The organism is Streptomyces sp. JNUCC 63 (assembly GCF_054366325.1).
Map to the genome: position 1 here is coordinate 6,612,688 of NZ_CM135963.1, position 12,638 is coordinate 6,625,325.

The following is a 12,638-nucleotide window of genomic DNA, read 5'->3' on the forward strand; positions in this document are numbered from 1 at the left end:
GGAGCGCCCCTCGGCAAGCCACCGGCGAACAGCGCGGCCGCGTCACTCGCCGGAAAGCACCGCCCGAGCCGCGTTGCGCGCCTCCTCGGCGGTGTCCGCGGCCCGTGCCGCAGCCGCCGCACGCTCGCACTGCGCCAACGTGTACTTCGCCAGCGTCGCCCGTACATAAGGAAGCGACGCCGCACCCATGGACAGGGAGGTGACACCCAGGCCCGTCAGCACACAGGCCAGCAGCGGATCGGAAGCGGCCTCACCGCAGACGCCGCAGCTCTTGCCCTCGGCCTTCGCCGCCTCGGCGGCCATCGCGACCAGGTCCAGCAGCGCGGGCTGCCACGGGTCCTGCAGCCGGGACACCGCACCCACCTGCCGGTCGGCCGCGAAGGTGTACTGCGCGAGGTCATTGGTCCCCAGCGACAGGAACTCGACCTCCTGCAGCACCGAACGGGCCCGCAGCGCGGCGGACGGGATCTCCACCATCGCACCGAACTTCGCCCGCAACCCCGCCGCACGGCACGCTTCCGCGAACGCCTTGGCATCCGTCCGGTCCGCCACCATCGGGGCCATCACCTCGAGGTAGACCGGCAGCCCCTCGGCCGCCTTGGCGAGCGCGGACAACTGGGTGCGCAGTACCTCCGGGTGGTCGAGCAGTGTCCGCAGGCCCCGCACACCGAGAGCGGGGTTCGGCTCGTCGGCCGGCGTCAGGAAGTCCAGCGGCTTGTCCGCACCCGCGTCCAGCACACGTACGACCACTCGGCCCTCCGGGAAGGCCTCCAGGACCTGTCGGTAGGCCTCGACCTGCTTCTCCTCGGACGGCGCGTTCTTGTTGTCGTCCAGGAACAGGAACTCGGTCCGGAACAGCCCGACGCCCTCGGCACCGGCCTCCACCGCCGCCACCACATCCGCAGGGCCGCCAATGTTCGCGAGGAGCGGCATCTTGTGACCGTCGGAGGTGGCACCCGGACCGGTCGAGGCGGCCAGCGCGGCCTTGCGCTCGGCGGCCGCGGCCTCCAACTGAGCCTTCTTCTCATCACTGGGGTTCACGAAGACCTCGCCGGTGCTTCCGTCCACGGCGATCACCGTGCCCTCGGCCAGCTCGACGGCGCCGGGCAGCGCCACCACAGCCGGCACACCCAGCGCCCGCGCCAGAATCGCACTGTGGCTGGTCGGCCCGCCCTCCTCGGTGACGAAGCCGAGGACGAGTGCCGGGTCCAGCAGCGCCGTGTCCGCCGGCGCCAGGTCACGGGCGACCAGGACATACGGCTCGTCGCTGTCCGGCACACCCGGCATCGGCACGCCGAGCAGACGAGCGACGATACGGTTCCGCACGTCGTCCAGGTCGGCCACCCGGCCCGCCAGGTACTCACCCGCACCGGCCAGCAGGTCCCGGTAGGCGGCGAACGCGTCGTACACCGCGCGCTCGGCCGTACTGCCGACGGCGATACGCCGCTCGACATCAGCGATCAGCTCCGGATCCCGCGCCATCATGGCCTGCGCCTCGAGCACCGCCTGGGCCTCGCCCCCCGCCAGATTGCCGCGCGCCATGAGGTCGGCCGCCACGGCCTCCACGGCCTGACGGGCGCGCCCCTGCTCACGCTCCGCCTCGTCCGCCGGGATCTGCTTGGCAGGCGGCTCCAGCACCGCCGTCCCCATGTGCCGAACCTCGCCGATCGCCACTCCGTGGCTCACACCGACGCCTCGCAGCGTTGTCTCCATCTCACCCGTCTCCGATAGTGCGGCGGGTCCCGCCGCCGCGATGGTTGTTCTGTACGCCGTCCCTCAGGGAGGCAGTGGTGTCACTTCCAGGTGAAGAGAGTGTCGCCCGCCTTCACATCGCCGTCGTCGCGAAGATCGGAGAGGGAGGCCGCAGTGGCCTCCAGGGCCACGACCGGGCACACGGGGGACTTGCCGGCGGCTTCGACGGCGGCGGGGTTCCAGCGCACCACGGCCTGGCCGCGCGTCACCGTGTCGCCCTTGCTCACCAGCAGCTCGAAGCCCTCGCCGTTGAGCTGCACGGTGTCGATGCCGAGGTGGGTGAGCACTCCGTGCCCTTGCTCGTCGACGACGACGAACGCGTGCGGGTGCAGCGAGACGATGACTCCATCCACGGGGGCCGCGGCGTCGACGGGCTCGCGTACGGGATCGATCGCCGTGCCCGGGCCGACCATGGCCCCGGAGAAGACCGGATCCGGCACGGCAGCCAGTCCGATGGCACGCCCTGCGAGCGGGGACGTCACGGTGGTCATGGGAAGCCTCCCAGGGGTGGAGATTCATTTGTGCCGTTGTGCCGTCACAGCACTTCCTGTCCCGGACGGCGCGGTGTGCAGCAGGGTATGCCATGGTGGTCTAGACCACCAAACCAATCGATTTGCACCCGCTCCGGGGGCCATGTACAGTCGTACCCCTGCTCGGGGATGAGTGACGCGATCGTGCGTCCATGCCCAGCAGCATCCAACTTGTCAGATCCTATCTTGGGACCGCCTTCTGCATGCCCGCAGGACGGTGGTCAGAGAGACCGGAAAACCCTGATAGAGTTTGGATCACCGAAGGGAAGCGCCCGGAGGAAAGCCCGCGAGGGTGAGTACGAAGGAAGCGACCGTTCCTTGAGAACTCAACAGCGTGCCAAAAATCAACGCCAGATATGTTGATACCCCGTCCGTCGGAACACTCCGATGGTCGTGGTTCCTTTGAAGAAACACAGCGAGGACGCTGTGTGCGAGGGGATCATTCCTCCTCTCGCACCGCTCTCGTGGTGTCGACCGGATTACCGGTAAACATTCACGGAGAGTTTGATCCTGGCTCAGGACGAACGCTGGCGGCGTGCTTAACACATGCAAGTCGAACGATGAAGCCCCTCGGGGTGGATTAGTGGCGAACGGGTGAGTAACACGTGGGCAATCTGCCCTTCACTTCGGGACAAGCCCTGGAAACGGGGTCTAATACCGGATATCACTCCCGCAGGCATCTGCGGGGGTCGAAAGCTCCGGCGGTGAAGGATGAGCCCGCGGCCTATCAGCTGGTTGGTGAGGTAACGGCTCACCAAGGCGACGACGGGTAGCCGGCCTGAGAGGGCGACCGGCCACACTGGGACTGAGACACGGCCCAGACTCCTACGGGAGGCAGCAGTGGGGAATATTGCACAATGGGCGCAAGCCTGATGCAGCGACGCCGCGTGAGGGATGACGGCCTTCGGGTTGTAAACCTCTTTCAGCAGGGAAGAAGCGCAAGTGACGGTACCTGCAGAAGAAGCGCCGGCTAACTACGTGCCAGCAGCCGCGGTAATACGTAGGGCGCGAGCGTTGTCCGGAATTATTGGGCGTAAAGAGCTCGTAGGCGGCTTGTCACGTCGGGTGTGAAAGCCCGGGGCTTAACCCCGGGTCTGCATTCGATACGGGCTGGCTAGAGTGTGGTAGGGGAGATCGGAATTCCTGGTGTAGCGGTGAAATGCGCAGATATCAGGAGGAACACCGGTGGCGAAGGCGGATCTCTGGGCCATTACTGACGCTGAGGAGCGAAAGCGTGGGGAGCGAACAGGATTAGATACCCTGGTAGTCCACGCCGTAAACGGTGGGAACTAGGTGTTGGCGACATTCCACGTCGTCGGTGCCGCAGCTAACGCATTAAGTTCCCCGCCTGGGGAGTACGGCCGCAAGGCTAAAACTCAAAGGAATTGACGGGGGCCCGCACAAGCAGCGGAGCATGTGGCTTAATTCGACGCAACGCGAAGAACCTTACCAAGGCTTGACATACGCCGGAAAACCCTGGAGACAGGGTCCCCCTTGTGGTCGGTGTACAGGTGGTGCATGGCTGTCGTCAGCTCGTGTCGTGAGATGTTGGGTTAAGTCCCGCAACGAGCGCAACCCTTGTCCTGTGTTGCCAGCAGGCCCCTCGGGGTGCTGGGGACTCACAGGAGACCGCCGGGGTCAACTCGGAGGAAGGTGGGGACGACGTCAAGTCATCATGCCCCTTATGTCTTGGGCTGCACACGTGCTACAATGGCAGGTACAATGAGCTGCGATGCCGCGAGGCGGAGCGAATCTCAAAAAGCCTGTCTCAGTTCGGATTGGGGTCTGCAACTCGACCCCATGAAGTCGGAGTTGCTAGTAATCGCAGATCAGCAGTGCTGCGGTGAATACGTTCCCGGGCCTTGTACACACCGCCCGTCACGTCACGAAAGTCGGTAACACCCGAAGCCGGTGGCCCAACCCCTTGCGGGAGGGAGCCGTCGAAGGTGGGACTGGCGATTGGGACGAAGTCGTAACAAGGTAGCCGTACCGGAAGGTGCGGCTGGATCACCTCCTTTCTAAGGAGCACTTCTTGCCGGGCTTGCCCGGCCGGGGGCCAGTACACCGGCGAGTGCCCGGTGCTGGTTGCTCATGGGTGGAACGTTGATTATTCGGCCGGATGCACGGGCCGGAGGCTGCCAGTACTGCTCGCAGGAGCGTGGAACGCATGATCTCCGGACGGGTTCCGGCCGGGCACGCTGTTGGGTGTCTGAGGGAATGACCTTTCCTCGGCCGCCGGCCCCAGTGAACTCCGGATGTTGTCCGGGGGTGATGGGTGGCTGGTCGTTGTTTGAGAACTGCACAGTGGACGCGAGCATCTGTGGCCAAGTTTTTAAGGGCGCACGGTGGATGCCTTGGCACCAGGAACCGATGAAGGACGCGGGAGGCCGCGATAGTCCCCGGGGAGCCGTCAACCAGGCTGTGATCCGGGGGTTTCCGAATGGGGAAACCCGGCAGTCGTCATGGGCTGTCACCCGCTGCTGAACACATAGGCAGTGCGGAGGGAACGCGGGGAAGTGAAACATCTCAGTACCCGCAGGAAGAGAAAACAACCGTGATTCCGGGAGTAGTGGCGAGCGAAACCGGATGAGGCCAAACCGTATGCGTGTGAGACCCGGCAGGGGTTGCGCATGCGGGGTTGTGGGATCTCTTTGCTGTTGTCTGCCGGCAACAGGACGAGTCAGAAACCGTTGGCGTAGGCGAAGGACATGCGAAAGGTCCGGCGCAGAGGGTAAGACCCCCGTAGCCGAAACGTCAGCGGCTCGTCGAAGAGACACCCAAGTAGCACGGGGCCCGAGAAATCCCGTGTGAATCCGGCGGGACCACCCGCCAAGCCTAAATATTCCCTGGTGACCGATAGCGGATAGTACCGTGAGGGAATGGTGAAAAGTACCCCGGGAGGGGAGTGAAATAGTACCTGAAACCGTGTGCCTACAAGCCGTGGGAGCGTCGGAACGGGGCTTGCCTCGTTCTCGTGACTGCGTGCCTTTTGAAGAATGAGCCTGCGAGTTTGCGGTGTGTTGCGAGGTTAACCCGGGTGGGGTAGCCGTAGCGAAAGCGAGTCCGAACAGGGCGGTTGAGTAGCACGCTCAAGACCCGAAGCGGAGTGATCTAGCCATGGGCAGGTTGAAGCGGAGGTAAGACTTCGTGGAGGACCGAACCCACCAGGGTTGAAAACCTGGGGGATGACCTGTGGTTAGGGGTGAAAGGCCAATCAAACTCCGTGATAGCTGGTTCTCCCCGAAATGCATTTAGGTGCAGCGTCGTGTGTTTCTTGCCGGAGGTAGAGCACTGGATAGGCGATGGGCCCTACCGGGTTACTGACCTTAGCCAAACTCCGAATGCCGGCAAGTGAGAGCGCGGCAGTGAGACCGTGGGGGATAAGCTCCATGGTCGAGAGGGAAACAGCCCAGAGCATCGACTAAGGCCCCCAAGCGTACGCTAAGTGGGAAAGGATGTGGAGTCGCTCAGACAACCAGGAGGTTGGCTTAGAAGCAGCCACCCTTGAAAGAGTGCGTAATAGCTCACTGGTCTAGTGATTCCGCGCCGACAATGTAGCGGGGCTCAAGCGTACCGCCGAAGTCGTGTCAATCCAGCGGCAAGCCCCAACGGGTGCTGGGTTGGGTAGGGGAGCGTCGTCTGCCGGGTGAAGCGGCACCGGAAGGTAGTCGTGGACGGTTGACGAGTGAGAATGCAGGCATGAGTAGCGATACACACGTGGGAAACGTGTGCGCCGATTGACCAAGGGTTCCTGGGTCAAGCTGATCTGCCCAGGGTAAGTCGGGACCTAAGGCGAGGCCGACAGGCGTAGTCGATGGACAACCGGTTGATATTCCGGTACCCGCTGTGAAGCGTCAAACATCGAGCATCGTGATGCTAAGGCCGTGAAGCCGCCCTGATCTCTTCGGAGTTGAGGGGAGTGGTGGAGCCGCCGGACCAAGCGGTCAGTAGGTGAGTGATGGGGTGACGCAGGAAGGTAGTCCAGCCCGGGCGGTGGTTGTCCCGGGGTAAGGGTGTAGGACGCCAGGCAGGCAAATCCGCCTGGCATGCAGTCCGAGACCCGATGCCGAGCCGATTGCGGCGAAGTGGATGATCCTATGCTGTCGAGAAAAGCCTCTAGCGAGTTTCATGGCGGCCCGTACCCTAAACCGACTCAGGTGGTCAGGTAGAGAATACCGAGGCGTTCGGGTGAACTATGGTTAAGGAACTCGGCAAAATGCCCCCGTAACTTCGGGAGAAGGGGGGCCGCGCCCGGTGACGAGTCTTGCACTCCGAGCTGGGGGTGGCCGCAGAGACCAGCGAGAAGCGACTGTTTACTAAAAACACAGGTCCGTGCGAAGCCGTAAGGCGAGGTATACGGACTGACGCCTGCCCGGTGCTGGAACGTTAAGGGGACCGGTTAGCTCACCTTCGGGTGGGCGAGGCTGAGAACTTAAGCGCCAGTAAACGGCGGTGGTAACTATAACCATCCTAAGGTAGCGAAATTCCTTGTCGGGTAAGTTCCGACCTGCACGAATGGCGTAACGACTTCTCGACTGTCTCAACCATAGGCCCGGTGAAATTGCACTACGAGTAAAGATGCTCGTTTCGCGCAGCAGGACGGAAAGACCCCGGGACCTTTACTACAGTTTGATATTGGTGTTCGGTTCGGCTTGTGTAGGATAGCTGGGAGACTGTGAAAGCCGCACGCCAGTGCGGTGGGAGTCGTCGTTGAAATACCAGTCTGGTCGTGCTGGATGTCTAACCTGGGTCCGTGATCCGGATCAGGGACAGTGTCTGATGGGTAGTTTAACTGGGGCGGTTGCCTCCTAAAGGGTAACGGAGGCGCCCAAAGGTTCCCTCAGCCTGGTTGGCAATCAGGTGGTGAGTGTAAGTGCACAAGGGAGCTTGACTGTGAGACCGACGGGTCGAGCAGGGACGAAAGTCGGGACTAGTGATCCGGCGGTGGCTTGTGGAAGCGCCGTCGCTCAACGGATAAAAGGTACCCCGGGGATAACAGGCTGATCTTCCCCAAGAGTCCATATCGACGGGATGGTTTGGCACCTCGATGTCGGCTCGTCGCATCCTGGGGCTGGAGTCGGTCCCAAGGGTTGGGCTGTTCGCCCATTAAAGCGGTACGCGAGCTGGGTTTAGAACGTCGTGAGACAGTTCGGTCCCTATCCGCTGTGCGCGCAGGAGTCTTGAGAAGGGCTGTCCCTAGTACGAGAGGACCGGGACGGACGAACCTCTGGTGTGCCAGTTGTTCTGCCAAGGGCATGGCTGGTTGGCTACGTTCGGGAGGGATAACCGCTGAAAGCATCTAAGCGGGAAGCCTGCTTCGAGATGAGGACTCCCACCCACTTGATGGGGTAAGGCTCCCAGTAGACGACTGGGTTGATAGGCCGGATCTGGAAGCGCCGCAAGGCGTGGAGGTGACCGGTACTAATAGGCCGAGGGCTTGTCCCCAGTTGCTCGCGTCCACTGTGTCGGTTCTGAAACCACGAACGGTCCCATGTGGCCACACATGGCCGGCTGACGGTTTCATAGTGTTTCGGTGGTCATAGCGTGAGGGAAACGCCCGGTCACATTCCGAACCCGGAAGCTAAGCCTCACAGCGCCGATGGTACTGCAGGGGGGACCCTGTGGGAGAGTAGGACACCGCCGAACTCCTTTTACAGCTCTGGCTCTTGGGTAACACAACCCAGGAGCCAGAGCTTTTTTGCGTTGAGGTAAGGTCAGGAGGCATCGTCGGCACGTTTTCCCCAGGAGGCCCCCGGGTGGAGGTCCAGGAGACCCGCGTCCAGACGGACCGGGTCCTCACCATCCCGAACATCCTCAGCATGGCACGGCTGCTTGGCGTGCCCCTTTTCCTGTGGCTGATTCTCAGGCCGGAGTTCGGTGGTCCCAAGAGCGACGGCTGGGCCCTGCTGGTGCTGGCGCTGAGCGGGGTCAGTGACTACCTGGACGGCAAGCTCGCGCGGCGGTGGAACCAGGTCAGCAGCCTTGGCCGGCTGCTCGACCCCGCGGCCGACCGGCTCTATGTTCTCTCCACGCTCCTCGGCCTCACCTGGCGCGAGATTCTGCCGCTCTGGCTGACCGTGCTGCTCCTGGCGCGGGAATTGATGCTGCTGGTGGCGGTAGGCGTCCTCAGGCGCCACGGCTACCCGCCGCCCCAGGTGAACTTCCTTGGGAAGGCGGCGACGTTCAACCTGATGTACGCCTTCCCGCTGTTGCTGCTCAGTGACGGCAGCGGTTGGATCGCGTCACTCGCAGCTATTTTCGGATGGGCGTTCGCCGGATGGGGTACAACGCTCTATTGGTGGGCAGGAGTCCTCTACGTGGTACAAGTCCGCCGCCTGGTTCGTGCGGACGCCATGGCCGACTGAGCTCGCCCATTGAGGCAGCCGCAGTGGCTCCGATGGCCCGCTTCGGAAAAGTGCGGGACAATCAGGACGGGTGAAGTCGGCCAGATCGTCGTCTCTAGAGGAGGACGCTTCCGACATGAAGGCCGTCGTGATGGCCGGAGGCGAAGGCACGCGCCTTCGTCCGATGACCTCGAGCATGCCCAAGCCGCTCCTGCCGGTGGTCAACCGGCCGATCATGGAGCACGTGCTGCGGTTGCTCAAAAGGCATGGGCTGAACGAGACCGTCGTCACGGTCCAGTTCCTGGCTTCGCTGGTCAAGAACTACTTCGGTGACGGCGAGGAGCTCGGAATGGAGCTCAGCTATGCCAATGAGGAGAAGCCACTCGGTACCGCCGGAAGCGTCAAGAACGCCGAGGAGGCGCTGAAGGACGATGCCTTCCTGGTCATCTCCGGTGATGCCCTGACCGACTTCGATCTCACCGAGCTGATCAATTTCCACAAGGAAAAGGGCGCGATGGTGACCGTGTGTCTCACGCGCGTGCCCAATCCGCTGGAATTCGGCATCACCATCGTCGACGAAGAGGGCAAGGTCGAGCGCTTCCTGGAGAAGCCGACCTGGGGCCAGGTCTTCTCCGACACCGTGAACACGGGCATCTATGTCATGGAGCCCGAGGTGTTCAACTATGTAGAACCCGATGTTCCGGTCGACTGGTCCGGCGACGTTTTCCCGCAGCTGATGAAGGAGGGCAAGCCGATCTACGGCTATGTCGCCGAGGGCTACTGGGAGGACGTCGGCACCCACGAGAGCTATGTGAAGGCACAGGCCGACGTCCTGGAAGGCAAGGTCGACGTCGAGATCGACGGCTTCGAGATCTCCCCGGGGGTCTGGGTCGCCGAGGGAGCCGAGGTGCACCCGGACGCCGTGCTGCGCGGACCGCTCTACATCGGCGACTACGCCAAGGTGGAGGCCGAGGCCGAAATCCGCGAACACACCGTGGTCGGCTCCAACGTCGTCGTCAAAAGCGGTGCCTTCCTGCACAAGGCCGTCGTACACGACAACGTGTACATCGGACAGCACAGCAATCTGCGCGGCTGTGTGGTCGGCAAGAACACCGACATCATGCGTGCGGCGCGGATCGAGGACGGCGCGGTCATCGGTGACGAGTGCCTGATCGGTGAAGAATCGATCGTGCAGGGCAATGTGCGGGTCTACCCGTTCAAGACGATCGAGGCCGGCGCCTTCGTCAACACCTCGGTCATCTGGGAGTCGCGGGGCCAGGCGCACCTCTTCGGGGCGCGCGGAGTGTCCGGCATCCTGAACGTGGAGATCACCCCGGAGTTGGCCGTACGCCTCGCCGGCGCCTACGCGACCACGCTCAAGAAGGGGTCCACGGTCACCACGGCCCGCGACCACTCCCGTGGTGCCCGCGCGCTCAAGCGTGCGGTGATCTCGGCCCTCCAGGCCAGCGCGATCGACGTACGGGACCTGGAGAACGTACCGCTGCCGGTCGCCCGGCAGCAGACCGCGCGCGGCAGCGCCGGCGGCATCATGATCCGGACCACGCCCGGGGTGCCGGACTCGGTCGACATCATGTTCTTCGACAGTCAGGGCGCTGATCTGTCCCAGGGCGGTCAGCGGAAGCTGGACCGGATCTTCGCCCGTCAGGAGTACCGGCGCGCGTTCCCCGGCGAGATCGGTGACCTGTACTTCCCGGCCAGCGTCTTCGACGCGTACACCGGTTCGCTGCTGCGCAACGTCGATACCACCGGGATCGCCGAGTCGGGTCTGAAGGTCGTCGTGGACGCCTCGAACGGCAGCGCCGGTCTCGTCCTGCCCAGCCTGCTCGGCAAGCTCGGCGTGGACTCGTTGACGATCAATCCCGGCCTCGACGAGGGCCGGCCGACGGAGACCGCCGACATGCGGCGCTCGGGCCTGACGCGGCTTGGCGAGATCGTGGCGTCCTCCGGGGCCGCGTTCGGCGTGCGGTTCGACCCGGTGGGCGAGCGGCTGTCGCTCGTCGACGAGAAGGGCCGCATCATCGAGGACGACCGGGCGCTGCTGGTGATGCTCGACCTCGTGGCGGCCGAGCGGCGCAGCGGCCGGGTGGCGCTTCCGGTGACCACCACCCGCATCGCCGAGCAGGTGGCCGCCTACCACGGCACTCAGGTCGAGTGGACGACGACCTCTCCGGACGACCTCACGCGGGTCGGCGGCGAGGAGGGGACGATCTTCGGCGGTGACGGCAAGGGCGGGTTCATCGTCCCGGAGTTCGGCAGTGTCTACGACGGTACGGCGGCCTTCGTACGGCTCATCGGGCTGGTGGCGCGCACACAGCTCACCCTCAGCCAGATCGACGCCCGGATCCCGCGGGCGCATGTCCTCAAGCGGGACCTGGCGACTCCGTGGGCGGTCAAGGGCCTGGTGATGCGCCGGGTCGTCGAGGAGGCCGGAGACCGCTTCGTGGACACCACGGACGGTGTGCGGGTCGTGGAGGCCGACGGGCGCTGGGTGATGGTCCTGCCGGACCCGGCCGAAGCGGTCACCCACCTGTGGGCCGAGGGGCCCGACGACGCCTCCGCCCAGGCACTGCTGGACGAGTGGTCGGCGGTGGTGGACAGCGCCGGCCGGTAGCACACGGCATCGGCCGGTGGAGCCGGCAAGCCGGCCGGTAAAACGGACAGCACGCACGCGTGCCGGACAAGTGTCCCCCAAGGGGGGCCTGTCCGGCATGCCGGTGGGGCCGTTCGGAGGTCTCGGTCGCGACGTGCGACGATGTGCGGCATGCCGCAGCAACCCCCCATTCGGAGCAACCCCGCGCGGCCCTCCCGTCCGGACGCCTCCATGTCGTTGATCACCAACGTCATGGATCACAGCCTCGACGACGGCTATGCCGAGGCCGCCGCGCGGAAGAAGGCCGCGGGCGAGAGCGGCATGCCGAAGACCGTCGGAGCGAAACTGGGGCTGGCGGCCGGCCTGGTGCTGGCCGCGCTCGTCGTGACCGTGGGAGCGGCACAGGCGCGCGTGGTGGCCCCGGTCGTCGCCAAGGAGCGCCAGGAGCTGATCGACCGCATCGACCGTGAGACGGCGGCGGCCGACAGGCTCGAGGACACCGTCGACAAGCTGCGCGACGACGTGAGCGCGCGGCAGCGCCAGGCGCTCCGGCACAGCGGCGGCGACGCCCGGGCCGACCTGGTGGGTGTGCTGGCGGGCGCCATCGAAGTGCACGGGCCCGGTGTGAAGCTCGTCGTGAACGACGCCAAGGAAGTCGGCAGCGGCGGCAACGGCGACCCGCGCGGGACATCGGGTTTCTCCGACACCGGGCGGGTGCGCGACCGGGACATGCAGCGGGTCGTCAACGGGCTGTGGCAGGCGGGGGCCGAGGCCGTCTCCATCAACGGGCAGCGGCTGACCGCCCTGTCGGCGATCAGGGCCGCGGGTGACGCCATACTGGTCGACAACAGGCCGCTGGTGCCGCCGTACACGGTGCTCGCGGTGGGGGACGGGAACAGGCTGAGCTCCCGGTTCCAGGACAGCCCCGACGGGCTGTATCTGGATGCTCTGCGGGACAGCTACGGCATCCGGACCGGCATCTCCGTGGAGAGCGACCTCCGGCTGCCCGCGGCACCGAGTGTGATCGTACGTACAGCACAGCCGAGCACTGAGAAGGGCACATCGTGATCGCCGTACTGGGCCTCGTCGTGGGAGTGGTGGCCGGCCTGTTGGTCCGGCCCGAGGTTCCGGCGGTCGTCGAGCCTTATCTGCCGATCGCCGTCGTGGCGGCGCTGGACGCCGTCTTCGGTGGTCTGCGGGCCATGCTCGACGGCATCTTCGACGACAAGGTGTTCGTCGTGTCGTTCCTGTCGAACGTGGTCGTCGCCGCGCTGATCGTGTTCCTGGGTGACAAGTTGGGCGTGGGCGCCCAGCTGTCCACGGGCGTCGTGGTTGTCCTCGGCATCCGCATCTTCTCCAACGCCGCGGCGATCCGACGGCACGTGTTCCGGGCGTGAGAGC

Annotated in this window: 6 protein-coding genes and 3 rRNA genes; 7 read left to right on the forward strand and 2 right to left on the reverse strand. The window is 64.7% G+C overall.

From position 1 onward, the window contains the following. Positions 1-42 precede the first annotated feature (42 nt). Together ptsP and ACX25U_RS30460 are read right to left on the reverse strand one after the other, a co-directional pair. Positions 43-1,713 (reverse strand): phosphoenolpyruvate--protein phosphotransferase, encoded by a 1,671-nt coding sequence (ptsP, locus tag ACX25U_RS30455; protein WP_454384754.1) that lies wholly within the window; start codon positions 1,711-1,713, stop codon positions 43-45. An 80-nt stretch (positions 1,714-1,793) separates the two neighbouring features. After that, complete coding sequence (locus tag ACX25U_RS30460) at positions 1,794-2,243, reverse strand: PTS sugar transporter subunit IIA (protein ID WP_454384756.1); 450 nt, start codon at positions 2,241-2,243, stop codon at positions 1,794-1,796. Between the two features lie 531 nt (positions 2,244-2,774). On the opposite strand from ACX25U_RS30460, the gene ACX25U_RS30465 reads away from it, so the two are divergent. The 7 genes from ACX25U_RS30465 to ACX25U_RS30495 all read left to right on the forward strand — a co-directional run bounded on the left by ACX25U_RS30465 (position 2,775) and on the right by ACX25U_RS30495 (position 12,634). Further along, positions 2,775-4,300 (forward strand): 16S ribosomal RNA (locus tag ACX25U_RS30465). A gap of 304 nt (positions 4,301-4,604) precedes the next feature. After that, positions 4,605-7,727: ribosomal RNA gene (locus ACX25U_RS30470) — 23S ribosomal RNA — on the forward strand. An 84-nt stretch (positions 7,728-7,811) separates the two neighbouring features. Beyond that, a 5S ribosomal RNA gene (gene rrf, locus ACX25U_RS30475) occupies positions 7,812-7,928 on the forward strand. Together the 16S, 23S and 5S rRNA genes form the textbook arrangement of a ribosomal RNA operon. A 110-nt stretch (positions 7,929-8,038) precedes the next feature. Further along, positions 8,039-8,647, forward strand: a complete 609-nt coding sequence (locus ACX25U_RS30480; protein WP_073948556.1) for a CDP-alcohol phosphatidyltransferase family protein — start codon at positions 8,039-8,041, stop codon at positions 8,645-8,647. A gap of 115 nt (positions 8,648-8,762) precedes the next feature. Continuing rightward, positions 8,763-11,258, forward strand: coding sequence for a sugar phosphate nucleotidyltransferase (locus ACX25U_RS30485; RefSeq protein WP_454384759.1), 2,496 nt, complete (start codon positions 8,763-8,765; stop codon positions 11,256-11,258). 150 nt (positions 11,259-11,408) lie between these two features. Next, positions 11,409-12,305, forward strand: a complete 897-nt coding sequence (locus tag ACX25U_RS30490) for a DUF881 domain-containing protein (RefSeq protein WP_454384761.1) — start codon at positions 11,409-11,411, stop codon at positions 12,303-12,305. Continuing rightward, entirely contained in the window at positions 12,302-12,634 is a 333-nt protein-coding gene (locus ACX25U_RS30495; RefSeq protein WP_003988855.1) for a small basic family protein, read from the forward strand. Before ACX25U_RS30490 ends, ACX25U_RS30495 begins: the two co-directional genes overlap by 4 nt. Positions 12,635-12,638 lie beyond the last annotated feature (4 nt).